The sequence below is a fragment of the Falsiroseomonas bella genome (assembly GCF_003173615.1).
In the GTDB taxonomy this organism is placed as follows: Bacteria; Pseudomonadota; Alphaproteobacteria; order Acetobacterales; family Acetobacteraceae; genus Falsiroseomonas; species Falsiroseomonas bella.
Genome location: NZ_QGNA01000001.1, coordinates 510,805 through 534,818 on the forward strand (window position 1 = coordinate 510,805; position 24,014 = coordinate 534,818).

Sequence of the window (24,014 nt, forward strand, 5' to 3'; positions counted from 1 at the left end):
CTCAGTATCCGAAGGCGGCGCCGAGCCAGCCGGAAGGCAGGGTCAGCTGGAAGACGCGAACGAAGACGAGCCACAGCGCCGCCGTCAGCCCGATGGCGTTCAGCACCAGCGTGCGCAGCGGCACCTCGCCCCAGATCGTCCCGGTGAAGACCAGGAACAGCGGGATGGCGCCCCAGATGCCGGCGATCTCCATCGCCGGCAGGAACAGCAGGCAGGCGCCGAAGATGAGCCAGGCGCCGCGGTCGATCCGCGGCGCCTCCTCCTCGCTCGACGGGTTCCCCTGCTTCAGCGCCAGCAGCGCGGCAAGCCCGAACAGCAACACGCAGACCAGGCGCGGGAAGTCCACCGCGCCGAGGCCCGGCAGCCCCTCCGGCACCGCGTCGAACCAGAAGGTGCCGGCGAAGGCCGCGGCGGCCACCGCCGCCACGGCCGCCGCGATGGCGGGGTTCGGGTTGCGCGCGGCGCGCATCACCCGCGCAGCAGGCCGAGGGCCTGCAGCGCCTCGCGGCCGTCCTTGTGGAACTGCTCGAGCTGTGCGCCCCAGACCTGGCGGCCCGCGACGCTGTCCGGCGCCTGGCCCGTGTTCTGCAGGTAGCTCTTGTAGATCGGGCCGGACATCGCCTCGATCAGCCCGGCTTCGAGCTTCGCCACGCGGTCCTCCGGCGTGCCCTTCAGCACGCAGAAGCCACGCAGCGTATAGCCCGTGACATCGATGCCGAGTTCCTTCGCCGTCGGCACGTCGCGGAAGGCGTCGAGGCGCCCCTCCGCAAGGGAGATGAGCGGCCGCAGCTCGCCGGCGCGGAGCTGCGCCTCGGCCTCGCCCGGGTTCACGACGGCGGTGTCGATGTTGCCGCCGACCAGGTTGATCACGATCTCGCCGCCGCCGCGGAAGGGCACCAGCGTCGGGCGCTGGATGCCCGCGGCGCGGCCGAAGGCGAAGATCGTCACATGATCCACGCCGCCGACATGCGTGCCGCCGAAGCGCAGCGAACGCTGCTTGCCGGCCTCCACCAGGTCCTGCGGCGTGCGGAAGGGGCTATCGCGCCGCACCAGCACCAGCTGCGGGTCGGCGGTGGCGCGCGCCACCGGGATCAGGTCGGCGAATTGCGGCAGCGACGGGTTGCGCAGCTGCGTCAGCAGATGCGTCTGCGTCACCAGGATGATGGCGTGCCCGTCGGCCGGCTTGCTGGCCAGGTACTGCAGCGCCTGCGCGCCGCTGCCCGCCGTGCGGTTGACGACCAGGAACTCCTGTTTGAACACGCCGGGCGCCTGCACCATCATCATGCGCGCCGTGATGTCCGTGCCGCCGCCGACGCCGGCATGCGTCACCACCTCGATCGTGCGGGAGGGGAAGGCCTCCTGCGCGCGGAGGCTACGCGGCGCCGCGAGGCCCGCGCCCAGCACCGCGCCGCCCAGCAACAGGCCGCGGCGGCGAAGATGGATCTCCTGCGTCATGTCCGTTCTCTCCCTTCGATGCCGCTGGCTGCGGCGTGGTGATGTCGGTGGCGCGGAAGCGACGCTTCCCGCCGGCGATGTGCGTCTCGCCCGCCTTCCTCGCGGCCTCGGCGTCGCCCGCCGCGATGGCGCGCAACATGGCGGCGTGCTCCGCGTTGCTCTCGCGCATGTTCTCCGCCTCGACCAGCGCGCGGCGGCGGAACAGGTGCAGCTCGTTGCCCAGCTCCTCATAGAGCCGGCGCGTGCGCGGCCCGGCGCCATGCGCCAGCAGCGCGGCGTGGAAATCGAGGTTGGTGGCGTAGTAGGCCGGCGCGTCCTCGGCCCTGCGCGCCTCGTCCATGCGCTTCACCAAGGCCCTCAGCGCGCCGAGCTGCGCCGGCGTCGCCGCCTCCGCCAGGCGCGCGCAGGCAAGGCCCGTGATGGCGGCGCGCAGGTCGTAGATCTCGAGCGCCTCCTCGGCGCTGACCTGGCGCACATAGCTGCCCTGGTTGCGCACCGCGACGACCAGCCCGGAACGCTCCAGCCCCCGCACCGCCTCCCGCACCGGCCCGCGGGAGACACCGAGGCGGGTGGCGAGGGATTGTTCGTTCAGCCGCTCCCCCGCCGCCAGCGTGCCGGCGAGAATCATGCGCTCGAGTTCCTGGGCGACGAGGGAGGACAGGGACCGGGTGCGCACGATCTCGAGCGCACTGGGCGGCACGGCTTCCGCCGCGGCGGCCCGCAGGGCCGCGCGTCCGGCGCCGCTGCGGGTCCGGGTCTCCTCCATGGCGCGGACACTGGCCGCCGCGACTGTCATCTGTCAACAGTTTGCGGCCGAGGCCCCCGATGCTATGCAGCACCACCGCGAAGGAGGAACCGCCGATGCCCGAAGGTCACGTCGCCCCAGGCGCCGCCATGCACGCCTCGACCGCGCTGTCGCGCTTCAAGGTGCTCGACCTGACGCGTGTCCGCTCCGGCCCCACCTGCGTGCGCCAGCTGGCCGACTGGGGCGCCGAGGTCATCAAGATCGAGATGCCGCCCGCGCTCGACGAGGGCGACCCGATGGGCGGCCCGCGCGCCGGCTCCGACTTCCAGAACCTGCACCGCAACAAGCGGGCGATGACGCTCAACCTGAAGTCGCCCGACGGCGTCGCGCTGTTCAAGAAGCTTGCCGAGACCGCCGACGTGATCGTCGAGAACTTCCGCCCCGACGTGAAGAAGCGCCTCGGCATCGACTACGAGGCGATCGCGGCGGTGAACCCGCGCATCGTCTACGCCTCTATCTCCGGCTTCGGGCAGGACGGGCCCTATGCGACGCGGCCGGGCTTCGACCAGATCGCACAGGGCATGGGCGGGCTCATGTCCATCACCGGCCTGCCGGGCCAGGGCCCGGTGCGCGTCGGCATCCCGATCGCCGATCTCTGCGCCGGAATCTTCGCCGCCCAGGGCATCCTGGTCGCGCTGCTGGAGCGCGAGGTGTCGGGCAAGGGCCAGTGGGTGCAGTCGTCCCTGCTGCAGGCGCAGATCTTCATGCTGGACTTCCAGGCCAGCCGCTGGCTGATGGAAGGCCAGGTGCCGAAGCAGGCGGGCAACAACCACCCGACCTCCATCCCGACCGGCGTGTTCCAGACCAGCGACGGCTACATGAACATCGCCGCCAGCGGCAACAAGATCTGGGAACGCTGCGCCAAGGCGCTCGGCCGCGACGACCTGCTGGCCGATGAACGCTACAAGACCGCGGCGTCGCGCAGCACGCATCGTGACGTACTGAACGCCGAGATCGAGAAGACCACGCGCAGCAACACCACGACGCATTGGGTGAACGCGCTGAACGAAGCCGGCGTGCCCTGCGGCCCGATCTACAAGGTGGACGAGATGTTCGCCGACCCGCAGGTGCAGCACCTGGGCATCGCCCAGCATTGCGATGCCGATGGCCGCGACGTCGCCTATGTCGGCCAGCCCATCGCGCTGTCCCGCACGCCGTCGAAGGTGGTGAGCCACCCGCCCGAGCTCGGCCAGCACACCGACGAGATCCTGGCCGGCATCGGCCTCGACCAGGCGACCATCGACGACCTGCGCGCGCGCCAGGTGATCTGAGGAGACACTCCCATGGACGGGATGATGGTGACGGGCAGCGAGAAGATGCTCGCCCGGAAGGCCGACGGCATCGGCTGGATGATCTTCAACAACCCCGAGCGGCACAACGCCGTCTCGATGGAGATGTGGCAGGCGGCCGAGCGCATCCTGACCGACTTCACCAACGACGATGCGGTGCGCGTGGTGATCGTGACCGGCGCAGGCGGTCGCGCCTTCGTCTCCGGTGCCGACATCTCGAAGTTCGAGAGCGAGCGCGCGAGCGAGGAGGCGGTGGCCGCCTACCAGACGCAGACCAAGAAGGTCTACGACCTGCTGGCCGACCTGCCGAAGCCGACCATCGCGATGATCCAGGGCCACTGCATCGGCGGCGGCACCGCGCTCGCCGTCACCTGCGACCTGCGCATCTGCGGCGAGACGGCGAGCTTCGGGGTGCCCGCGGCGAAGCTTGGCCTCGGCTACCCGATCGAGGGCATCCGCCGCCTGGTGGATATCGTCGGCCCGAGCTTCGCGAAGGAGATCTTCTTCACCGCCAAGAAGTGGGGCTCCGAGGATGCGCGCATCATGGGGCTGGTGAACCGCGTGGTGCCCAACGAGGAGCTGGAGGCCTTCGTGATTGACTATGCGAAGACCATCGCCTCCAACGCGCCGCTGACGGTCGCCAGCGTGAAGGTGATCGTGCGCGAGGCGCTGAAGGATCGCGGCGCGGCGGACGAGGCGCTGTGCGACGCCTGGGTGAAGCGCTGCTTCGCCAGCGAGGACTACATCGAGGGCCGCCGCGCCTTCATGGAAAAGCGCCCGCCGCAGTTCAAGGGGCGCTGAGCTCCTCCGGGCGCAGCGCGCCCGGGAAATGGCAGGCGACACGCTGGCCGGGGGCGACCTCGGCCAGCTTCGGTTCCTCCGCCGCGCAGCGCGCAACGGCCCGCGGGCATCGCGTGCGGAAGCGGCAGCCGCTCGGCGGATCGGCCGGGCTCGGCACCTCTCCCTTCAGCACGATGCGCGTGCGCCGCTCGCCGCCGGGTTCCGCCGCGGCGGAGAGCAGCGCCTGGGTGTAGGGATGCTGCGGCGTGGCGAACAGCGCCTCGCGCGGCGCCTCCTCCACGATGCGGCCGAGATACATCACCGCCACGCGCGGGGCCATGTGCCGCACCGCCGCGAGGTTGTGGCTGACGAACAGGCAGGCGAGCCCGAGCCGCGACTGCAGCTCCCGCAGCAGGTTCAGCACCTGCGCCTGGATCGAGACGTCCAGCGCGCTCGTCGGCTCGTCGCAGACCAGGAAGGCGGGCTCGGTCGCCAGCGCGCGGGCGATGGCGATGCGCTGGCGCTGGCCGCCGCTGAACTCGTGCGGGTAGCGCTCGGCATGGTCCGGCAGCAGGCCGACCGTGCCGAGCAACTCCGCCACGCGCGCGCGGCGGAACGCGCCGTCGCCCGTGCCGTGCACGACCATCGGCTCCGCCACCAGGTCGCGCACCGTCATGCGTGGGTTGAGGCTGCCGAAGGGGTCCTGGAACACCACGCCCATGTCGCGGCGCAGCGCGCGCATGGCGCGGTCCGGCAGATGCGTGATGTCGGCGCCGCGGAACAGCAGCGTGCCGGCGTCGGGCTCGATGAGCCGTATCAGCAGCCGCGCGAGGGTGGACTTGCCGCAGCCGGACTCGCCGACGAGGCCGAGCGTTTCGCCCGGCCCGATCGCCAGATCCACGCCATCCACGGCGCGCACGCCGCCGGCGAAGACCTTGCCGAGCGCACGGGCCTCGACGAGCGCGCTCACGAGACCTCCTCCGCGCGGATGCAGGCAGCCTCGGTGCCAGAGGGCAAGGCGCGCAGCACCGGCGGCGCGACCTCGCAGGCCGGGCGCGCATGGGCGCAGCGCGGGGCGAAGCGGCAGCCCTTGGGGAAGTCGGCCGGCGAGGGCACGACGCCGGGGATCGCCGGCAGGTCGCCGATCGGACCCTCCAGGCGGGGAATCGCGGCCAGCAGCGCCCGCGTATAGGGATGCGCCGGCTGCTCGAAGATCCTGCCCGCCGGCCCGGCCTCCGCAACGCGCCCGGCATACATCACCACCACGCGTTCGCAGATGTCGGAGACGACGCCGAGGTCGTGCGTGATGAGCAGCACCGCCATCCCGAGTTCCCGACGCAGGCCGCGCAGCAGGTCGAGGATGCCGGCCTGCACCGTGGCGTCCAGCGCGGTCGTCGGCTCGTCCGCGATCAGCAGCTTCGGCCGGCAGGCCAGCGCGATGGCGATCATCGCGCGCTGCCGCATGCCGCCCGAGAGCTGGTGCGGATACTCGTCCACGCGCCGCTCCGCCGCGGCGATCTCCACGAGCTTCAGCAATGAGACGGCTTCAGCATGCGCGTCGCGCCGGCGCATGCCGCGATGGCGCCGCAGGACCTCAGCGATCTGCTCGCCGATCGTGAGCACCGGGTTCAGCGAGGACATCGGCTCCTGGAAGATCATCGCGACGCTGTCGCCGCGCAGGCGCTGCATCGCGCGCTCCGGCAGGGTGAGAAGGTCGCGATCCTGGAAGGTGATGCGCCCGGCGGCGCGGCCGCCGATCGGCAGCAGGCCCATGATGGCAAGCGCGGTCATGGACTTGCCGCTGCCGGATTCGCCGACGACGCCGAGCACCTCGCCCTCCGCGATGTCGAAGGACACGCCTTCCAGCACGCGCGTCGGGCCGAAGGAGACGGCGAGATCCTGCACGGACAGAAGACTCATCGAATAGCCGTGCGCAGCCGAGGATCGAGCGCGTCGCGCAGCCCGTCGCCCATCAGGTTTAGCCCCAGCACCACCAGCGCGATCACCACGCCCGGCGTGATGGAGATCCAGGGCGCTTCCTGGATGAAGTCGCGCCCGTCCGCGATCACGCCGCCGAGCGTGGGCGTCGGCGGCGGCGGGCCGACGCCGAGGAAGCTCAGCACGGCTTCGGCCAGCACCGCCAGCGCGAAGACATAGGTCTGCTGCACCACCAGCGGCGCCATCGCGTTGGGCAGCACGTGCCGCAGCAGCACCCGCGTGGGGGATGCGCCGATGGCGCGCGCGCCCTCCACGAAGGGGAACTCCCGCACTACCAGCACGCCGGCGCGCATGACGCGCGCGGTGCGCGGCACATAGGCGATGGAGAGCGCGACGATCACGTTGAGCTCAGACGGGCCGAGCGCCGCGGCGAGCGCGATGGCCAGCAGCACCGCCGGGAAGGCCATCAGCGCATCCATGACGCGCATGATCGGCCCGTCGGCGCGTCGCCAGAACCCCGCGACGGCGCCAATCGCGCCGCCGACCAGGGCCGTCACCAGCGCGACCCCAAGGCCGATGCGCAGGCTCACCTGGATGCCGAACAGCGTGCGCGAGAGAATGTCGCGTCCGAAGCGGTCCGTGCCGAACCAGAAGGTCTCGGAGGGCGGCTGGAAGCGGGTGCGGAAGTTGTTGCGCAGCGGATCGTAGGGCGCGAGCCAATCCGCCAGCAGGCCGCAGACGGCGACCGCGCCGAACAGCAGCAGTCCCCAGCGGAAGGAGGGATGCGCGAGCAGCCGCGCGAGCGCCCCGGGCGCCTTCACACGCGGTGCCGGCGCGGCGGCGGGAAGCGCTTCAACGCCGGCCATGGCGGATCCGCGGATCGAGGGCGGCATAGAGAAGGTCCACGGCCAGGTTCACCAGCACGAAGATGGTCGCGGTCAGCAACAGCCCCCCCTGGATCACCGGATAATCCCGCCGCTGGATCGCGCCGACGATCAACCGCCCGACGCCGGGCAGGCTGAACACGCTCTCGATCACCACGGCGCCGCCGAGCAGCACGCCGCAGGCGATGCCGGCAACCGTCACGACGGGGATCAGCGCGTTGCGCAAGGCATGCTTGCCCACCACGATCCAGCCCGGCATGCCCTTGGCGCGCGCGGTGCGGACATAGTCCTGGCGAAGCACCTCCAGCATCGCCGCCCGCGTCATGCGTGCGAACAGGCCCATCTGAGACAGCGCGAGGGTTCCCGCCGGCAGGATCATCGCCTGCGCCCAGCCGAGCGGATCCTGCGTGAACGGGACATAGCCGCCGGTCGGCAGCCAGCCGAGCACGACCGCGAAGAGGTAGACGAAGACGAGCCCGAGCCAGAAATCCGGCAACGAGAAGCCGATCAGCGCCGTGCCCATCGCCGCCCGGTCCGCCGCCTTCCCTGCCCGCACGGCCGCGAGCACGCCCAGCGCGGTCCCGCAGACGAAGGCGATGAGGAGCGCGGTGAAGGTTAGCGAAAGCGTGACCGGCAGGCGCTCCACGATGGCGGCGCCGACGCCCTGGCGCAGCAGGATGCTCTCCCCAAGGTCGCCCTGCAGCAGCGCGCCGTACCAGCCGATCAGCTGCTCATGCCAGGGCTTGGTCAGCCCGAGGCGCTCGCGCAGGCGCGCGAGCTCCTCAGCCGTCGCGGTCGGCCCGGCCATCTCCACCGCGACGTCGCCCGGCACGATCCAGACGATGCCGAAGGACAGCAGAGAGACGATCAGCAGCACCGGCAGGGCGGAGACGAGCCGCCCTGCCGCGTATCGCAGCACCCGCTTCTACGCGAGCGTGACGCCCCACATGCGCGGGATCCGGTACGGCTTGTAGTCCCGCACCTGCGCGCGCGTCGCCTGCACGATGCCGACATCGCCGCACTTGATGGCGATGGCCTGGTCGTACATCCGCGCCTGGAAGTCGCTGACTGCCTTCTTGCGGTCGGCCTCCGCCAGGCTGGTGTTGAGGCGGCGCTGGCAGTCCTCGATCACGTCATCGCGCACATGCTGCACCGGCGCGTTGCCGCTGAAGAAGCCGACGACGCCATAGGGTCCCTCATAGGGCTCGATGCCCAGCATGAGCGCCCACATGTGCCAGCCGGTGCGCTGGGTGCGCTGGCTGAAGGCGGTGGGCCAGTCGGTGATCACCGTGCGCACGTTCAGGCCGATGGACTTCAGCTGCTCCGCCGCGGTGACGATCGTCGCCTGGTGGTTCGAGAAGCTCGAATCCCCCAGCATGATGATCTCCTCGTTGCGGTAGCCGCTCTCCCGCAGCAGCGCGCGCGCGCGCTCCTTGTTGTTGACGTTGTAGAGCGGCTTGCCGACATCCCCGGCGAAATAGGTGGTGCCCGGGTGCTGCCAGCCATGCAGCATGCGATAGAGCCCGTCGGTGGAGATCGCCATGATCTCCTCCAGGTCCAGCGCGGCCTGCAGCGCGCGGCGGAACACCGGGTTGTTCATCGGCTCCATGGCGTGGTTGAGCATGAGCGTCTGGAAGGACCAGGGCATCATCTCGTGCATCACCAGGTTGCGGTCGTTGCGCAGCCGCTGCGCGGCGGGCACGGCGATCGCTTCCAGGATGTGCATCTCGCCCGTCTGCAGGCCGGCGGTGCGCGCGCCCGCTTCCGGCACGAAGCGGATGGTGATGTCCTGGACGTTCGCGACCTTGCGGCCGGCGAAGCCGTCCATGCCCTGGTATTTCGTATTCTGCACGTAGTCGGCGAAGCGTGTCAGCCGCACATGGCTGTCGGGCCGGTATTCCACGAAGCGGTAGGGGCCGGTGCCGATGATCTCGATCCGATTGGCTTCCTTGCCGGCCTCCTCCTCCGGGATGATGGCGCAGGGCGCGCGGGGAGAGGAGATGCCGGCGATGAAGCCGGGGCTCGGGTTCTTCAGCCGCACCACGACCGTCTTGGCGTCCGGCGTGTCGATCGCCTCGACCGGCTGCATGATGAAGGCGGACGCGCCGACGCGCCCGTAGCGCTGCAGCGAGGCCTTCACATCCGCGCTGGTCATGCGCTTGCCGTTGTGGAAGCGCGCGTCGCGCAGCGCGAAGCGGTAGGTCAGGCCGTCGGGCGAGATGTCCACGCCTTCGGCCAGGTCGGGAACGGGATTGCCGGCCTCGTCACGCGCGAACAGCGTCTCGAAGACATGCAGGGTGATGTTGCGGCTGGCCTGCGCGCTGGTGACCTGCGCGTCCAGTGTCGGCGGCTGCGCCTGCTGCGCCATCACGATGGAGCCGCCGGCGCCCTGCGCCAGCGCGGGCCTACCCAGCGGCAGCACCGCCGCCGCCCCGGCGGCCAGACCAAGTTCGCGTCGCGTCAGCATAGCCGTTCCCCTCTCTTACCTGTTCTCCGGGGGATGCTACCGTCGGGTCGCGAAAAACTTCAATGCGGGGGAACGCAGCGTGACGAACAGCCCGGTTGTGCCGGAGGTGGACCTCTGGGCCAGTGGTCGGCAGGTCGGCCATCTGCGCGTGCCGCAGTCGCGCGACGATTCCGGCTGGGGCACCATCCAGGTTCCGATCGTTGTCGTCGCCAACGGCACGGGCCCGACGGTGCTGCTGACCGCCGGCAACCATGGCGACGAATACGAGGGCCAGGTCTCCCTGCTGGACCTGGCGCGCAGCCTGCGGCCGGAAGAGTTGCAGGGCCGCGTCATCCTGCTGCCGGCCATGCACTACCCGGCCTGCGCCGCCGGCAAGCGCCTGTCGCCGCTGGATGGCCGCGACTTCAACCGCTGCTTCCCGGGCGACCCCTTCGGCGGCTTCGCGCTGTCGCTCGCGCATTTCGTGGACAGCGTGCTGCTGCCGATCTGCGACTACCAGATGGACCTGCACAGCGGCGGGACGGGGATGGACATCGTCCCGAGCGCCGTCGGCCACATCCTGGACCACCCGGAGATGCAGGCGCGGACGCTCGCCATGGCCGACGCCTTCGGCGCGCCGATCACGCTGCTTTTGAAGGAGGTGAATGCCGGCCCGACGCTGCTGGCCGCGGCCGAGAACCGCGGCATCGTGGCGCTCTCCTCCGAGCTCGGCGGCGGCGGGCGGCTCAACCCGGCGGCGCTGACCATCACGAAGCGCGGCGTGCGCAACGTGCTGCGCCATGCCGGCGTGCTGGAGGGGCTTCCCGAAGTCGGAGAGTACGGTCCCTCGCGCCGGATGACCGTGCCGGACCTGGCGCATTACGTCTTCGCCCCGGCCGACGGCATCTGGGAAGCGGCGCATCCGCTGAACACCACCGTGCAGGCTGGCACCCCGGCCGGATTGCTGCACCGCATCGAGGACCCGGGCGCCCCGCCGATCGAGCTCGCCTACAAGGCAACCGGCCTGCTCTGGTGCGCGCGCTTCGCCGGGCGCGTTAAGGCCGGCGACCCGGTAGCCGTCATCGCCCGGGATATGTAGGCTCGTCCAAACGGCAACATGAGGAAGGCACGGCCATGTCCGCCATCATCGAAGCCCGCACCAATTCCAAGGCGGAAGAGCGTGAGTGGGAGCTGCGCTGCGACATGGCGGCGGTGTTCCGCGTCGCCGCGCGCGAGGGCTGGAACGAGCAGATCGGCAACCACAATTCGCTGATGCTGCCTGACGAGAAGGAGCCGCTCTTCCTGATCAACCCGCGCGGCTACCTGTTCCAGGAGCTGAAGGCGAGCGACCTGATCGTCTGCGACCTGGACGGCAAGGTGCTGCGCGGCACCGGCGAGCTGCGCAAGGTCGCCTTCCACATCCATGCGCGCATCCACCTGCTGAACCCGAACGCGGCCTGCGTGATCCATGTGCATCCGCGCTGGCTGACCGCGCTGTCTCTGCTGCGCGACGCCGAGATGCACCTGTCGCACCACAACAACCTCGCGCTGAACGACCGCATCGTCTACGACCATGAGGGCGATGAGCCGGTGCACCACAACGAGGAAGGCGACCGGATCGCGCGCTGCCTCGGGGACAAGTCCACCATGGTGATGCGCGGCCATGGCGTGACCGTGGTCGGCCCGACCGTCGCCGACGCCTTCGACGAATGCTTCATCGCGGAGCGCACCGCGATGTACCAGATGACCGCGATGTCCACCGGACAGGCGATGCATCACCTGCCGGAGCGCCTGCGCCGCCGCTACAACGGGCCCTGGGGCGATCGCTACGACGCGCGGCTGCATCTGGATGCCTGGCGGCGCATCCTCGACAAGGAAGAGCCGGACTACAAGCAATGACCGACGGCGTGCTGCTGGCCGACCCGCTCGCGCCGGCCGACGAGGCCATCGCCGGCTTCGCGCTCGACGGCACGGTCAAGGGCGTGAAGCCGGGCGCGTCGCTGCGGCTCGATCAGATCGGCGCGCAGGGCTGGTCGCTGCCGGAGATGCCGCTGCCGCTCGCCGTGCTGCGCGTGGACGTCATGCGGCGCAACGCGCGCTGGATGGCGGATTTCGCGCGGCGCAACGGCCTCTCGCTCTGCCCGCATGGCAAGACGACCATGGCGCCGCAGATCTGGGCCCTGCAGGTCGCGGAAGGCGCCTGGGGCATCACCGTCGCCACGGCGCATCAGCTGCAGGTCGCGCGGCGCTTCGGCGTGAAGCGCGTGATCTGGGCCAATCAGCCGGTGGGCCGCATCGCGGTGGACGCCGCCTTCGCCGCCATCGCCGATCCGGACTTCGAACTCTACGTCCTGGCCGACAGCCTCGCCGTGGTGGAGGGCCTCGCCGCCGGCGCAGCGCGGTCGGGCCATGCGCGGCGTCTCAACGTGCTGCTCGAGGTCGGCGCGATGGGCGGCCGCACCGGCGCGCGCGATGCGAAAACCGCGCTTGCCGTCGGACGCGCCATCGCCGCCGCGCCGGGCCTGTCGCTCGCCGGCGTGGAGGCCTTCGAGGGCCTGCTCAGTGAGACGGCGCAGGTGGACGCCTTCCTCCACACGCTGACGGAAACCGCACGCGCCTGCGCCACGGAAGGCCTGTTCGGCAACCCGGAAATCCTGCTGACCGCCGGCGGCTCCGCCTTCTTCGACCGCATCGGCCCGCGCCTGGCCGAAGCCGGCGATCTCGGCCTGCCGGTGCGCCGCGTGCTGCGCAGCGGCTGCTACATCACGCATGACAGCCTCGGCTACGAGCAATCCTACAAGCGCATGCGCAAGGAGAGCCTGACGCTGGACTGGCCGGTGGGCGACCTGCATGCGGCGATGGAAGTCTGGGCGCATGTGCAATCCATCCCCGAGCCGGGCCGCGCGATCATCACCTGCGGCAAGCGCGACATCGGTTTCGACACGGGCTGGCCCGTACCGCTGCGCCTGATCCGCGCGGGGGAGACGCGATCCATGCCCTTCGGCGCCTTCCACAAGGTGACGGGCATGAACGACCAGCACGGCTACCTGATCGGCCCGGCCGACGGGCTGCTGCGCGTGGGCGACATCGTCGTGCTCGGCGTCGCGCATCCCTGCACCACCTTCGACAAGTGGCAGGCGATCCCGCTGGTGGACGAAGACTTCCGCATCACCGGCGCGATCCGCACCTTCTTCTGACGCTCGAGAGCAAGAGGCCTAAGCCATGACCCTTCCGCTCGGCCGGCGCGCCGCGCTGTCCCTTCTTGCCATGCCGGCCATCGCGCAGGCGCAGACCGCATGGACGCCGACGCGCCCGATGCGCCTGGTGGTGCCCTTCGCGCCTGGCGGCCTGACGGACATCCTCGCCCGCGCCTGCGCCGAGCAGCTCCAGGCGCGCATCGGCCAGCCGGTGGTGGTGGAGAACCGCGGCGGCGCCGGCGGCAACCTGGCGGCCGAGGTCGTGGCGCGCGCGACGCCGGATGGCAGCACGGTGCTGGTCGCGACGCAGGGCATCATCGCCATCAACAAGGCACTCTATGCGCGGCTGTCCTATGACCCGGACGCGGATTTCACGCCCATCGGCATGCTCGGCCAACAGCCGAACCTGCTGGTGGTCTCGCCCAAGGCACTGCCGGACGTCTCCGACACTGCGCAGCTGGTCGCCAAGGCGAAGGCGACGCCGGGCGGGCTGAACTACGGGTCGAACGGCGTCGGCAGCTTCACCCATCTCTCGATGGAGCTGTTCCGCAGCATGGCGGGCATCGAGATGACCCATGTGCCCTATCGGGGCAGCGCACCGCTGCTGACCGACATGATCGCGGGCACGATCCCCGTCGCCTTCGACGGCCTGGCCACCTCCGCACCGCAGGTCGGCCAGGGTGGGCCGCTGCGCGCCATCGCCGTCAGCTCCGGCCAGCGCTTCCGCGCCATGCCCGATGTGCCCGCTGTCGCCGAGACGCTGCCGGGCTTCGACGCGAGCCCTTGGTATGGCCTGTTCATCCAGTCCGCGCTGCCGGAGCCGATCCAGGCGGGGCTGGAGGCCGCCTTCAAGGCCGTGCTGGAGAGCCCGGAATGGGCGGCCGTGCTGCAGCAGCGCCGCGCCGATGCGATGCCGCAGGGCCGTGCCGCGCTGGTGCCGCTGATGGCGCGGGAACGCCAGGTCTGGCGCGAGGCGGTGCAGCGGTCCGGCGCTCGCGCGGACTGATCTTGCAGGACGTCATCGGCTGGGCGCTGCCGGGCCCGCCCGCCGGCAGTGCGACGGCGCGGAAGGCGCGGCTGCTCCTGCTCGACAGCCTGGGCTGCGCGCTTGCGGGGTTGCGGCATCCACGCGTTGCGGCCTTCGCGCGCGCGATGCAGGCCGCCTTCCCTGGCGACGTGACCCTGGCTGGCGCGCGGCTTGCGCCCGGCGTCGCCGCGGCGGTGCTCTCCACCGCGACCTGCTGGGACGAGGCGAATGAGGGCCTGGCCATCGCGCATGGCCGCCCGGCGCTGCCGGTGGCGCCGCTGGCGCTGGTCGCGCGCGCGCGCGGCGCGTCGGCGCACGACACGGTCGCGGCCTTCGCATTGGGCTACGAGGTCGCGGCGCGCGCCGGAGAAGCCTGGCGCATCAAGCCAGGCATGCATGTGGACGGTTCCTGGCACGGCCTGGGCGCCGCCGCCTGCGCGGCGCGGCTGGCGGGGCTCGGCGCCGGCGGCGTCGCGCGCGCGGTGCGGCTGGTGGCGTGCCAGGTGCCGTTCTCCCTCTACGCCCCGATCGCGGCGGGGATGGATGGGCGCAACAGCTACCCCGCGCATGCCGCGCTGCTCGGCAGCATGGCCGCCGCCGCCGCGGTGGCCGGGATGGATGCGCCGGAGGACGGCTTCGCGCAGGCGCGGCGGATCGCGCTCGGGCACGACGAGCAGGCAGTCACCACTGGCCCCGGCACCTGGCTGCTGGAGCACGCCTATCTCAAGCCCTTCGCCGGCGTGCGCCACGCGCATTACGCCGCCGCCGCCGCCATCGCGCTGCGCGACCGCGTCTCCGCCACGCCGCAGCGCGTCGTCCTCTCCACCTACGCGGAGGCGCTGCGCTATGCCGGCAACCGCGCGCCGCGCGCCGCGATCGCCGCGCAGTTCAGCCTGAGCTGGGCCGTCGCCGCCGCGCTGGTGCAGGGCGATCTCGGCCCTGCCGCCTACACGGATGCAGCCCTCGACGATCCGCGGCTGCGCGCGCTGGAAGTCAAGGTCGAGCTTGTCGAGGACAGCGCCCTCACCGCCATCGGCAAGCGCGGCGCGACCCTCACCGTGGATGGCGAGAGCGAGACCGTCACCGGCGTCACCGGCGACCCCGACCGCCCGATGACCGAAGCCGAGGCGATTGCGAAATTCGCGCGTTTCGCCGGGCCCACCCTCGGCGAAGCCGGCGTGGCGCGCGCCGTCGCCGCGCTGCTGCATGACGCGCCCGCCGAAAGCCTCTTCGCATGACGGATGTGCTCGTAGCCGGCGCCGGGCCGGTCGGGCTGACGCTCGCGCTGGCGCTGCACCGGCGCGGCGTGGCGGTGCGCGTATTGGAGAAGCGCGCCGAACTCTCCACCGCCTCCCGCGCATCCACCTTCCATCCGCCGACGCTGGAGGCGCTGGACGAGCTCGGCGTGTTCGCCGCGCTGCGGCCCGGCGGCGTGCAGGTGGACCGCATCCTCTGGCGCAGGGTGGACAGCGGCGAGGGCGCGATCCTCGACCTCGGCATCCTGAAGGGGGAGACACGCTTCCCCTTCCGCTGGCACCGCGAGCAGCAGTTTCTGACGCCCGCGCTGCTCGCCGCGCTGCCCGCGGGCACCGTGCGCTTCCATGCGGGCATCTCGGCGCTGGCGCAGGACGAGCGCGGCGTCGCAGTCACTTGCGAGGACGGCAGCACGCATCGCGCCCGCTACCTCATCGGCTGCGACGGCTCCTCCGGGGCGGTGCGTGGGCTGGCGGGCATCGCGACGGAGACAAGCGACTACGCGCACCGCGTGCTGCGGCTGCTGACGCCGCTCGACCTGCGCGACCACGTGCCGGGGCTGGACGGGCTCGGCTACCTCTACGACGCGTCGGGATCCTGCTCGCTCCTGCGCATGCCGCAGGTCTGGCGCGTGATCCTGCGCGTCCCGCCGACGATGACCGATGACGAAGCGCTCTCGGAGGGTCACGCGCGCGCGCAGCTCGCGCGCTTCCTGCCGCAGGTGGGGGGCATGCCGATCGACGGGCGCGACGTCTATGGCGTACGCAAGGCGATGGCGGTGGGCTATCGCGCCGGCCGCGTGCTGCTGGCGGGCGATGCCGCGCATCTCACCAACACGCGCGGTGGCATGAACATGAATGCCGGCATCCACGATGCGATGACGCTGGCAGCGACGTTGCGCCGCGTCCTCGATGGCGGCGGCGAGGCGCTGCTGGACGCCTGGGCGGATGCGCGGCTGGGCACGGTGCGGAACGCCCTGCTGCCACGCACCGATGCGCGCGTGGCGGCGGCCCCCTCGGGCGAGGTCGCGCGCATGGCGGCGCTGGCGCCCGATCAGCAGCGCGCCTGGGCGCGGGAGGCGAGCATGCTGGACATCGCGAAGGTGGGCGCGCCGTGATCCACCCGCCCCGCCGCTGGCATCCCACGCACCGCGTCGGGCTGCTCTCGCCCTCCGCCAATCCGGCCGTGGAGCCGGAGATGCGCCACCTTCTGCCGCATCAGGCGGCGCTGCATGTCGCGCGGCTTCCGGTGATGCCGAACACCACGCTCGAGCAGCGCAACGCTGCCTATCCCGCCCATGTCGAGACCGCTCTCGGCGCCTTCGGCGCGCTGGCGCTGGATGCGGTGATAGTCGGCCTCACCGGGCCGAGCTACGCGCTGCCGCCGCAAGAGGACCAGGCCCTGCAGGACCGGCTCTCGGCTGGCGCCGGCCGCCCGGTGATCCTTGCCGCCCGCGCCATCGCGGAGGCGCTGGCGGCGCTGGGGCGCACGCGGCTGCTGCTGTTCTCGCCTTATCCGGGCTGGCTGACGGAGCGCGCCGAGCGCTACTGGTCGGAGGCGGGGCTCGACCTGGTCCAATCCTTCAAGGTCTCGGACACGTTCCGCGCCTATGACCTGACACCGGAAGAAGTGGCCGACGGCCTCGCGAAGCTCTCCCCGTCGCCGGATTGCGCCGTGCTGATCTCGGGCACCGGCGCGGCGACGCTGGACGCGATGGAATGGATGCGGGCGCGGCTCGGCGTGCCGCTGCTCTCATCGAACATCGCCTGCGCCTTCGCCGCCTGCCGCAGGCTGGACCTGCCGGCGAGCGAGGCGATGCGGTCCTGCTGCCCGGACCTGGCGGGGCAACTCCCCCGCCCATAGGCGGGGAACCGGGCAAACCTAGCGCTGGCGCGCCTTGCGGGCGTCCATCATGGCCTTGTGGGCAGCCGCCAGCGTATGGGCACGGTTGCGCTGGTCGGCGGCCCGGCGGGCGGCGGCGTTGGCGGCCTCGATCTCGGCCGCGCGGCGGCGGGCGAGTTCTTCCTGCGCCTTGCGCTCGGCCTCGCGCTTGGCAGCCTGGCGCGCAGCCTCGGCGGCCTGCTTCTCGGCCAGCTTCGCGGCGCGCTTCTCGGCCTCGCGGGCGGCGCGCGCCTCGGCGATGGCCTTCTGCTCGGCCATGCGCTTCTGCACCTCGGGATCCTCGAGGCGGGACTTCATCGCGGCGAACTTCTCGGCGGCGGCCTTGCGGGCCTCCTCCGCGGCGTTCTTGCGCTCGTTGAAATCGAAGAGCTTCTTCGTCTGCATCGTGCGCCATTTAGCCGCAGGCACGGCCAAGGTGAAGGGGTCGTGGGCCGCGGCAGGCGCAACCCACCCCCCTCATCACTTCGTGAGCATGGGTTCAGTTCGCCAGCGTGACGCCGGATTCCCTCACCAGCGCGGCCCAGCGCGCGACCTCGGCCTGATGGAAGGGGCCGAATTCCGCGGGCGGCATGGTGGCGATGCGGAAGCCCGCCGCCTCCAGCCGGCCGCGCAGCACGGGGTCGGCCAGCGCCGCAACGGTGGCGTCGTAGCCCGTCTGCAGGATCGGCGCGGGCGTGCCCTGCGGCGCGAACAGGCCGAACCAGGCATCGCCCGAGACATAGTCGTAGCCGAGCTCCTTCAGCGTCGGGACCTCCGGGATGTCGGGAAAGCGCGCATCGCCGCCGACGCCGAGCGCGCGGATGCGCCCGCCTGCCGCCAGGCCCGAAACGCTGGCCCAGGTCGCCATCATGAAATCCACCGTCCCCGCCGCCAGGTCCTGCGCCGCCGGCGCGGCGCCGCGATAGGGCACATGCGTGGCGTTCATCCCGTTCCGCCGCGCGAAGGTCTCGCTCATCAGATGGGACGACGAGCCGGCCGAGGAGGAGGCATAGGACAGCCCCCGTCCCGGCTGCCGCCCCAACGCCACCAGCTCCGCCACCGTCCTGGCCGGGGAAGAGGCCGGCACCACCAGCGCATGCGGTGCGCGGGCCACCAGGCTGATCGCGGCGAAGCCCGCGGGGTCATAGGGCAGGTTGGGGATCAGCGCGCCGTTCGTGGCATGCGTCTGGTTGTTGCCGAGCACCAGCGTGTAGCCGTCCGGCGCGGCGCGGAAGGCGTCCTGCGTGCCGATCACGCCGCCGCCGCCGCCCTTGTTGTCCACCACCACCTGCTGCCCCCAACGATCCTGCCACTTCGCCGCCAGGGCGCGGGCCAGGACATCCGTGGTGCCGCCGGGCGGAAAGGGCACGATCAGCCGCACTGCCCGCGTCGGCCAGGCCGGCGACTGCGCCAGCGCCGGGCTGGCGAGCAGGGGCAAGGCGAGCAGGGCGCGGCGCGCGATCATCGCAGGGTCCTCCGGTCCGGGCGCCGCCATTGTTGCCGCACCGCGCCGCTTGCGGCAGAGGGATTCGGCATGAAGGTCACGGTTCTCGGCATCGGCGCGATCGGCGGCTGGCTGGCGGCAGGCTTTGCCGCCGGCGGCGCGGAGGTGGCGGCGCTCGCCCGCGGCGGCACCCTCGCCGCGCTCCGGCGGGACGGGCTGGTGCTGCGCGACGGCACGGCCGAGCGCCGCTTTCCCCTCCACGCCGCCGCCGATCCGGCCGACCTGCCGGTGCCGGAGTTGCTGGTGCTCGGCCTCAAGGGCCAGGACCTGCCGGGCGCGCTGCCGCTGATCCGGGCGGCGATGGGCCCGGAAACGCGCGTGCTCTCGGCCCAGAACGGCGTGCCCTGGTTCTTCCTGCAGGGCTTCGGCGGCCCGCTGCGCGACGCGGCGCTGGAGAGCGTGGACCCCGGCGGCGCGCTGGCCGCTTCCATCCCGCCCGGGCGCATCCTGGCGGCCGTGGTGCATGCCGCCGCCACAGCCGAGGCGCCCGGCGTGATCCGCCTCGCCAAGGCCGACCGCCTGCCGATCGGCGACATGGGGGGCACGAACGGGCCGCTGCTGGAGGCGACGGTCGCCATGCTCCGCGCCGGCGGCATCCCGGCCGAGCCCACCGCGGCGCTCCGGCAGGAGATCTGGCGGAAGCTGTGGGGCAATTCGAACATGAACCCCCTCAGCGCCCTCTGCCGCGCCACCCTTTCCGACATGCTGGACGAGCCCGGCGTGCGCAGCCTGGCGGAGGCGATGATGGCGGAGATGGACGGGCTCGGGCAGGCGATCGGCCTGGCGCCGCTCGGCTCCATCGCGGACCGCATGGCCGTCACCCGCCGGATCGGCGCCTTCCGGACCTCCATGCTGCAGGACCTGGAGGCCGGGCGGCGGCTGGAGCTCGGCCCGATCCTCGGCGCCCTGGTGGAGATGGCGGAGCGGCTGGGCCACCCCGCCCCGGTGATGCGCGGGGTGCATGGGCTGGTGGCGCTGCTGGAACGCGTGTCGGATCGCCGCAGGGCGGCACGCCCGGAGGCGTGAATCTGCCCCGCCATGCATTCTTCGGGGCTGATACGGCGGGCCGCGAAACGCTATATGCCCGGCCATGAGCGAAACCCTGGCCGTTGACGCGGTCGCGCGGGAAGCCGCGCGCCGGCGCACCTTCGCGATCATCGCCCACCCCGACGCGGGCAAGACCACCCTGACCGAGAAGCTGCTGCTGAAGGGCGGCGCGATCCAGCTTGCCGGCGCGGTGCGCGCCAAGGGCAATGCACGCCGCACGCGGTCGGACTGGATGAAGATCGAGCAGGACCGCGGCATCTCCGTGGCGACCAGCGTCATGACCTTCGAGCGCGCGGGCGTGGTGTTCAACCTGCTGGACACGCCGGGCCACGAGGATTTTTCGGAAGACACCTACCGCACGCTGACGGCCGTGGACGCCGCGGTGATGGTGCTCGATGCCGCCAAGGGCATCGAGAGCCAGACCCGCAAGCTGTTCGAGGTGTGCCGCCTGCGCGACATCCCGATCGTCACCTTCGTCAACAAGATGGACCGCGAGGCGCGCGATCCCTTCGAGCTGATCGACGAGATCGAGAAGACGCTGGCGCTCGACGCCGCCCCCGTCGCCTGGCCGGTCGGCCGCGCCAGCGAGTTCTGGGGCACCTACGACATCCTGGCCAAGCGCCTGATGCCCGTGGACGCGAGCGAGGACGAGGGCATCCCGGTCAGCGGCTACGACGACCCGAAGATCGCGGAGCTGGTCGGCGAGGCACGCGCCACGGCGCTGGCCGAGGAGGTCCTGCTGGCCGAGGCCGGCCTCAAGCCCTTCGATCTCCAGGCATTCCGTGAGGGCACGCTGACGCCGGTGTTTTTCGGCAGTGCGCTGCGCGATTTCGGCGTGGGCCACCTGCTGGAAGGGCTCGCCCGCTTCGCGCCGCCGCCCGGCGCGCGCGAGGCCGATCCGCGTGACGTGGAGCCGGAGGAGCCGCGCCTGACCGGCTTCGTCTTCAAGGTCCAGGCCAACATGGACCCCAACCACCGCGACCGCGTCGCCTTCGTGCGGCTGTGCAGCGGGCGGCTGACCAAGGGCATGCGCCTGCGCCAGGTCCGCACCGGCAAGCAGGTGCCGGTCAACGCGCCGCTGTTTTTCTTCGCCAAGGAACGCCAGGTGGCCGAGGAAGCCTGGCCCGGCGACGTCGTCGGCATCGCCAACCACGGCACGCTGCGCATCGGCGACACGCTGACCGAGGGCGAGGAGGTCAACTTCAAGGGCGTGCCGAGCTTCGCGCCGGAGATCCTGCGGCATGTCCGGCTGGAAGACCCGATGCTGGCGAAGAAGCTGCGCACCGCGCTCGACCAGCTCGCCGAGGAAGGCGTCGTGCAGATCTTTCGGCCGTTGGACGGCAGCCCGCCGGTGGTAGGCGTCGTCGGCCAGCTTCAGCTCGACGTGCTGCAATCGCGCCTGAAGGTCGAGTACGGCGTGCCTGCCGGCTTCGACGCCACGCGCTGGCAGGTGCTGCGCTGGATCAGCGGCGACCGCGCGCAGATCGAACGCTGGGCCGCCACCAACCGCGGCGACACGGCGGAGGACCATGACGGCGAATACGTCGCGCTGTTCAGCAGCGACTGGCGCCGCAAGCGGGCGGAGGAGGATTTCCCCGAGCTCAAGTTCCACGCCGTGCGGGAACAGCACGGGGTGGTGCAGATGGCGCGGTGACGGGTCCTTTTTCTGCAACCGCGCTTAACGAGGATTTAGGGAGCACCCGCTAGGAGATCGGCCGTCGCGCGCAGACCGGCCGCCGACCGCCGGCCATGCACGACTCGGCAAGGCCCCAGGAGATCTCCAAGCATGACACCTCCCGCAGACGGCATCCTCGGCCCGCGCGGCGGCATCGGCCGGCGCCTGCTGCTCGGCTTCGCCGCGGTCCTCGCGCTGATCGTCGCCCTCGGCATCGTGGCCGTGCATCGCGTCAACGACATCAGCGCAAGCCTCGCCACGGTGAACGACGTGAACAGCGTGAAGCAGCGCTACGCCATCAATTTCCGGGGCAGCGTGCATGACCGCGCCATCAGCCTGCGCGACGTCGTGCTGGTGACGGCGGCGGAGGAACGCCGCGCCGCACTCGAGGAGATCGAGCGCCTCGCCGCCTTCTATGCCGACAGCGCGCGGCGGCTGGACCAGATCATGGCGACCGGCGTGGAGGTGACGCCCGAGGAGAGCCGCATCCTCGCCTCCATCAAGCAGACCGAGGCGCGCACCCTGCCCATCATCCAGTCGGTGATCGAGGCACAGCGCGCCGGCGATGCCGCGCGGGCGCATGCGCTGCTGCTGACGCAGGCGCGGCCGGCCTTCATCGAATGGCTGGCCCGCATCAACCAGTTCATCGACCTGCAGGAGGCGAAGAACGGCGTGGTGGCGCGTCAGGCGCGGGACGTGGCGGAAGGCTTCCAGGAGCTGATGGCGGGCCTCGTGGCGCTCGGCCTCGCGCTGGGCGCGGGCATCGCCTTCTGGTCCCTGCGCGCCATTGCGCCGCTGCGCGCGCTGGCGGGTACGATGCGCCGCATGGCTGCGGGCGAGCTCGGCGTGACGATCCCGGGCAGCGGGCGCGCCGACGAGGTCGGACAGATGGCGGAAGCGGTGGAGGTCTTCCGGCTGCAAGGCGAGGAGGCGGTGAACCTGCGCGCCCAGCAGGAGGCCGATCGCGCGGCAGCGCATGAGGCGCAGGTCGCCGCGCTGCGCGGCATGGCCGACCGGGTGGAGAACGAGACGCTCGTCGCCATGTCCCGCATCGCGGAGCAGACGCGGGCTCTCGCGGCCGACGCCGCCGAGATGGCCGCCGCCGCAGGCCGCGTGGACCAGAATGCCGGCGCCGCCGGCAGCGCGGCTGGCGATTCGCTGCGAATGACCGAACAGGTGGCGGCCGCGGCGGAACAACTCGCCGCCGCGATCCGCGCGATCACCACCGAGGTGCGCGAAGCCGCGGAAGTCAGCCGCGCGACGGCGGCGGACAGCTCCGAGACGGAGACGGCGATCGTGGATCTCTCGGCGGCCGTCGCGCAGATCGGCGACGTGACACGCCTGATCAGCGAGATCGCGAGCAAGACGAACCTTCTCGCGCTGAACGCGACCATCGAGGCGGCACGCGCCGGCGATGCCGGAAAGGGCTTCGCCGTCGTCGCCGGCGAGGTGAAGGAACTCGCCGGGCAGACCGCCAAGGCGACGGAGGAGATCCGCCAGCACATCGAATCCGTCAGCCGGCGCACCGAAGCGGCCGTCGGCACGGTGCGGCGCATCGCCGGCTCCGTCGCCCGGATCGACCGCTTCGCCGCGAACCTCGCCGAAGCCGTCGGCCAGCAGGATAACGCCACGCGGGAGATCGCCCGCAGCATCGCGGATGCGACACACGCGACACGCGAAGCAACCCAGCGCATCGCCCATGTCAGCGCCGATTCGCGCGACGCCGGCGGACGTGCCGAGCGCACCCGTGCCGAGACGGCGAGCCTTGCCGCCGCGGCGGAGAGCCTGACGCAGCAGGTGGTCAGCATCGTCCGCACCTCGGTGCCCGAGGTGGACCGACGGCAACAGCCGCGGGAGAACGTGCATGGCAGGGCGACGCTGGACATCGGCGGCGTGACCCGGACCGTTGAGGTGGTGGACAGCAACAGCACCGGGATCGGCGTGACTGGCGCGGACAACCTGGTGCCCGGCCAGCGCGGCATCCTCCACCGTCCGGGCCAGCCATCCGTTGCCGTGGAGGTGCGCCACGCAAGGGACGGCCGGGCAGGCCTTGTCTTCCTGGAAGCGTCGCGCGGCAGCCTGGCGCGCGCAGCGTGAGGCGAAGCGCCGCCGGAAGGCCGCGTCATACCGGCGAGCCCATCAGAGGCCCAGATAGGCTTCCCTGACAGCCGGATCGTGCAGCAGCGCCTGACCGGTGCCGCCATGCGCGATCCGGCCGGTCTCGATCACATAGCCCCGGTCCGCGATGGCCAGCGCCGCGGACGCGTTCTGCTCCACCAGCAGCACCGTCACGCCGGCGCGCTTCAGCGCCACCACCGCATCCAGGATCTGGTCCACCAGCACGGGCGCCAGGCCCATGCTCGGCTCGTCCAGCAGCAGCAGCCGCGGCTCGCTCATCAGGGCGCGACCGATCGCCAGCATCTGCTGCTGCCCGCCAGACAAGCCCGCCGAGGGCAACGCGCGCTTCTCGCGCAGGATCGGGAACATCTCGAAGACACTTTCGAGATTTTCGTCCGTTGTCGCGCGCCCACGCCGGAAGGCACCCAGGCGCAGATTGTCCTCGACGCTCAGCGGCCCGAAGACCTGGCGGCCCTCCGGCGATTGCGCGATGCCGGCGGCGACGCGGCGATGCGGCGTCCAGCCGGTGATGTCCTCGCCGTGGAACTTCACCGTGCCGGCGCTGACCGGTTGCACGCCGGAAAGGCAGCGAAGCAGCGTCGTCTTGCCCGCGCCGTTGCCGCCGACGATCGCCGTGATCTCGCCCGTCTCGACGCGCAGCGAGACGCCCTTCAGCGCGAGGATCCGACCGTAGGCGGATTGCAGGTCCCGCAC

General features: G+C 71.6%; 23 protein-coding genes. 12 read left to right on the plus strand and 11 right to left on the minus strand.

Going from position 1 to position 24,014, the window contains the following annotated elements; genetic code table 11:
• Position 1 precedes the first annotated feature (1 nt).
• From DFH01_RS02320 to DFH01_RS02330, 3 genes are read right to left on the minus strand one after another with little or no spacing between them, the layout of a single operon-like run.
• A complete protein-coding gene (locus tag DFH01_RS02320) occupies positions 2–469 on the minus strand; it encodes a tripartite tricarboxylate transporter TctB family protein (RefSeq protein WP_109868779.1) in 468 nt (155 codons plus the stop codon).
• Positions 469–1,455 (minus strand): Bug family tripartite tricarboxylate transporter substrate binding protein, encoded by a 987-nt coding sequence (locus tag DFH01_RS02325; protein ID WP_109868780.1) that lies wholly within the window; start codon positions 1,453–1,455, stop codon positions 469–471. Before DFH01_RS02325 ends, DFH01_RS02320 begins: the two co-directional genes overlap by 1 nt.
• Positions 1,373–2,251: an FCD domain-containing protein gene (locus DFH01_RS02330; protein WP_109868781.1), complete on the minus strand. Its 879-nt coding sequence runs from the start codon at positions 2,249–2,251 to the stop codon at positions 1,373–1,375. Before DFH01_RS02330 ends, DFH01_RS02325 begins: the two co-directional genes overlap by 83 nt.
• Before the next feature lie 65 nt (positions 2,252–2,316).
• Here DFH01_RS02330 and DFH01_RS02335 point away from each other — a divergent pair, with 65 nt between their 5' ends.
• Together DFH01_RS02335 and DFH01_RS02340 are read left to right on the plus strand one after the other, a co-directional pair.
• On the plus strand, positions 2,317–3,531 hold the full coding sequence (locus DFH01_RS02335; protein WP_109868782.1) for a CaiB/BaiF CoA transferase family protein: 1,215 nt from the start codon (positions 2,317–2,319) through the stop codon (positions 3,529–3,531).
• A gap of 12 nt (positions 3,532–3,543) precedes the next feature.
• Positions 3,544–4,350 carry an enoyl-CoA hydratase gene (locus DFH01_RS02340; RefSeq protein WP_199231109.1) on the plus strand — a complete coding sequence of 269 codons (807 nt, stop codon included), beginning with the start codon at positions 3,544–3,546 and terminating at the stop codon, positions 4,348–4,350.
• Here DFH01_RS02340 and DFH01_RS02345 read toward each other — a convergent pair.
• From DFH01_RS02345 to DFH01_RS02365, 5 genes are read right to left on the minus strand one after another with little or no spacing between them, the layout of a single operon-like run.
• A complete protein-coding gene (locus tag DFH01_RS02345; RefSeq protein ID WP_199231110.1) occupies positions 4,337–5,299 on the minus strand; it encodes an ABC transporter ATP-binding protein in 963 nt (320 codons plus the stop codon). The genes DFH01_RS02340 and DFH01_RS02345 overlap by 14 nt on opposite strands.
• Positions 5,296–6,249 (minus strand): ABC transporter ATP-binding protein, encoded by a 954-nt coding sequence (locus DFH01_RS02350; protein WP_109868784.1) that lies wholly within the window; start codon positions 6,247–6,249, stop codon positions 5,296–5,298. Before DFH01_RS02350 ends, DFH01_RS02345 begins: the two co-directional genes overlap by 4 nt.
• The gene (locus tag DFH01_RS02355) at positions 6,246–7,133 is read right to left on the minus strand and encodes an ABC transporter permease (protein ID WP_109868785.1); all 888 of its coding nucleotides are present in this window, start codon (positions 7,131–7,133) and stop codon (positions 6,246–6,248) included. The genes DFH01_RS02350 and DFH01_RS02355 overlap by 4 nt, the downstream gene beginning before the upstream one ends.
• Positions 7,120–8,070 carry an ABC transporter permease gene (locus tag DFH01_RS02360; RefSeq protein WP_109868786.1) on the minus strand — a complete coding sequence of 317 codons (951 nt, stop codon included), beginning with the start codon at positions 8,068–8,070 and terminating at the stop codon, positions 7,120–7,122. Before DFH01_RS02360 ends, DFH01_RS02355 begins: the two co-directional genes overlap by 14 nt.
• A 6-nt stretch (positions 8,071–8,076) precedes the next feature.
• Complete coding sequence (locus DFH01_RS02365; RefSeq protein ID WP_109868787.1) at positions 8,077–9,618, minus strand: ABC transporter substrate-binding protein; 1,542 nt, start codon at positions 9,616–9,618, stop codon at positions 8,077–8,079.
• Positions 9,619–9,697: 79 nt separating this feature from the next.
• Between DFH01_RS02365 and DFH01_RS02370 the strand changes: the two genes are divergently transcribed.
• From DFH01_RS02370 to DFH01_RS02400, 7 genes are read left to right on the plus strand one after another with little or no spacing between them, the layout of a single operon-like run.
• Positions 9,698–10,696, plus strand: coding sequence for a succinylglutamate desuccinylase/aspartoacylase family protein (locus DFH01_RS02370; RefSeq protein ID WP_199231111.1), 999 nt, complete (start codon positions 9,698–9,700; stop codon positions 10,694–10,696).
• 35 nt (positions 10,697–10,731) lie between these two features.
• Complete coding sequence (locus DFH01_RS02375; protein WP_109868788.1) at positions 10,732–11,496, plus strand: class II aldolase/adducin family protein; 765 nt, start codon at positions 10,732–10,734, stop codon at positions 11,494–11,496.
• The gene (locus tag DFH01_RS02380) at positions 11,493–12,794 is read left to right on the plus strand and encodes a type III PLP-dependent enzyme domain-containing protein (protein ID WP_109868789.1); all 1,302 of its coding nucleotides are present in this window, start codon (positions 11,493–11,495) and stop codon (positions 12,792–12,794) included. Before DFH01_RS02375 ends, DFH01_RS02380 begins: the two co-directional genes overlap by 4 nt.
• A gap of 25 nt (positions 12,795–12,819) precedes the next feature.
• A complete protein-coding gene (locus DFH01_RS02385) occupies positions 12,820–13,800 on the plus strand; it encodes a Bug family tripartite tricarboxylate transporter substrate binding protein (RefSeq protein WP_109868790.1) in 981 nt (326 codons plus the stop codon).
• Positions 13,801–13,802: 2 nt separating this feature from the next.
• A complete protein-coding gene (locus DFH01_RS02390; protein WP_158287584.1) occupies positions 13,803–15,059 on the plus strand; it encodes an MmgE/PrpD family protein in 1,257 nt (418 codons plus the stop codon).
• Positions 15,056–16,192 carry an FAD-dependent oxidoreductase gene (locus tag DFH01_RS02395; protein WP_109868792.1) on the plus strand — a complete coding sequence of 379 codons (1,137 nt, stop codon included), beginning with the start codon at positions 15,056–15,058 and terminating at the stop codon, positions 16,190–16,192. Before DFH01_RS02390 ends, DFH01_RS02395 begins: the two co-directional genes overlap by 4 nt.
• The gene (locus tag DFH01_RS02400) at positions 16,189–16,938 is read left to right on the plus strand and encodes a maleate cis-trans isomerase family protein (protein WP_109868793.1); all 750 of its coding nucleotides are present in this window, start codon (positions 16,189–16,191) and stop codon (positions 16,936–16,938) included. Before DFH01_RS02395 ends, DFH01_RS02400 begins: the two co-directional genes overlap by 4 nt.
• A gap of 18 nt (positions 16,939–16,956) precedes the next feature.
• On the opposite strand, the gene DFH01_RS02405 is transcribed toward DFH01_RS02400, so the two are convergent.
• Positions 16,957–17,361 carry a DUF6481 family protein gene (locus DFH01_RS02405; RefSeq protein ID WP_109868794.1) on the minus strand — a complete coding sequence of 135 codons (405 nt, stop codon included), beginning with the start codon at positions 17,359–17,361 and terminating at the stop codon, positions 16,957–16,959.
• Positions 17,362–17,455: 94 nt separating this feature from the next.
• Positions 17,456–18,421 (minus strand): tripartite tricarboxylate transporter substrate-binding protein, encoded by a 966-nt coding sequence (locus DFH01_RS02410; RefSeq protein WP_109868795.1) that lies wholly within the window; start codon positions 18,419–18,421, stop codon positions 17,456–17,458.
• Positions 18,422–18,490: 69 nt separating this feature from the next.
• On the opposite strand from DFH01_RS02410, the gene DFH01_RS02415 reads away from it, so the two are divergent.
• From DFH01_RS02415 to DFH01_RS02425, 3 genes are all read left to right on the plus strand, one after another.
• Positions 18,491–19,486 (plus strand): 2-dehydropantoate 2-reductase, encoded by a 996-nt coding sequence (locus DFH01_RS02415; protein ID WP_109868796.1) that lies wholly within the window; start codon positions 18,491–18,493, stop codon positions 19,484–19,486.
• Between the two features lie 64 nt (positions 19,487–19,550).
• A complete protein-coding gene (locus DFH01_RS02420; RefSeq protein ID WP_109868797.1) occupies positions 19,551–21,161 on the plus strand; it encodes a peptide chain release factor 3 in 1,611 nt (536 codons plus the stop codon).
• A 132-nt stretch (positions 21,162–21,293) separates the two neighbouring features.
• Positions 21,294–23,279 (plus strand): methyl-accepting chemotaxis protein, encoded by a 1,986-nt coding sequence (locus DFH01_RS02425; RefSeq protein WP_109868798.1) that lies wholly within the window; start codon positions 21,294–21,296, stop codon positions 23,277–23,279.
• 42 nt (positions 23,280–23,321) lie between these two features.
• Here the strand turns inward: DFH01_RS02425 and DFH01_RS02430 are convergent, their stop codons facing one another.
• Positions 23,322–24,014: an ABC transporter ATP-binding protein gene (locus tag DFH01_RS02430; protein WP_442899691.1), complete on the minus strand. Its 693-nt coding sequence runs from the start codon at positions 24,012–24,014 to the stop codon at positions 23,322–23,324.

Excerpts from the sequence above, each read along its gene's own strand:
- DFH01_RS02355 (WP_109868785.1), bottom strand. The coding sequence starts at position 7,133 with ATGGCCGGCGTTGAAGCGCTTCCCGCCGCCGCGCCGGCACCGCGTGTG.
- DFH01_RS02375 (WP_109868788.1), top strand. The coding sequence starts at position 10,732 with ATGTCCGCCATCATCGAAGCCCGCACCAATTCCAAGGCGGAAGAGCGT.
- DFH01_RS02330 (WP_109868781.1), bottom strand. The coding sequence starts at position 2,251 with ATGACAGTCGCGGCGGCCAGTGTCCGCGCCATGGAGGAGACCCGGACC.
- DFH01_RS02385 (WP_109868790.1), top strand. The coding sequence starts at position 12,820 with ATGACCCTTCCGCTCGGCCGGCGCGCCGCGCTGTCCCTTCTTGCCATG.
- DFH01_RS02425 (WP_109868798.1), top strand. The coding sequence starts at position 21,294 with ATGACACCTCCCGCAGACGGCATCCTCGGCCCGCGCGGCGGCATCGGC.
- DFH01_RS02395 (WP_109868792.1), top strand. The coding sequence starts at position 15,056 with ATGACGGATGTGCTCGTAGCCGGCGCCGGGCCGGTCGGGCTGACGCTC.
- DFH01_RS02325 (WP_109868780.1), bottom strand. The coding sequence starts at position 1,455 with ATGACGCAGGAGATCCATCTTCGCCGCCGCGGCCTGTTGCTGGGCGGC.
- DFH01_RS02365 (WP_109868787.1), bottom strand. The coding sequence starts at position 9,618 with ATGCTGACGCGACGCGAACTTGGTCTGGCCGCCGGGGCGGCGGCGGTG.
- DFH01_RS02380 (WP_109868789.1), top strand. The coding sequence starts at position 11,493 with ATGACCGACGGCGTGCTGCTGGCCGACCCGCTCGCGCCGGCCGACGAG.
- DFH01_RS02340 (WP_199231109.1), top strand. The coding sequence starts at position 3,544 with ATGGACGGGATGATGGTGACGGGCAGCGAGAAGATGCTCGCCCGGAAG.
- DFH01_RS02335 (WP_109868782.1), top strand. The coding sequence starts at position 2,317 with ATGCCCGAAGGTCACGTCGCCCCAGGCGCCGCCATGCACGCCTCGACC.
- DFH01_RS02415 (WP_109868796.1), top strand. The coding sequence starts at position 18,491 with ATGAAGGTCACGGTTCTCGGCATCGGCGCGATCGGCGGCTGGCTGGCG.
- DFH01_RS02410 (WP_109868795.1), bottom strand. The coding sequence starts at position 18,421 with ATGATCGCGCGCCGCGCCCTGCTCGCCTTGCCCCTGCTCGCCAGCCCG.
- DFH01_RS02320 (WP_109868779.1), bottom strand. The coding sequence starts at position 469 with ATGCGCGCCGCGCGCAACCCGAACCCCGCCATCGCGGCGGCCGTGGCG.
- DFH01_RS02405 (WP_109868794.1), bottom strand. The coding sequence starts at position 17,361 with ATGCAGACGAAGAAGCTCTTCGATTTCAACGAGCGCAAGAACGCCGCG.
- DFH01_RS02420 (WP_109868797.1), top strand. The coding sequence starts at position 19,551 with ATGAGCGAAACCCTGGCCGTTGACGCGGTCGCGCGGGAAGCCGCGCGC.
- DFH01_RS02350 (WP_109868784.1), bottom strand. The coding sequence starts at position 6,249 with ATGAGTCTTCTGTCCGTGCAGGATCTCGCCGTCTCCTTCGGCCCGACG.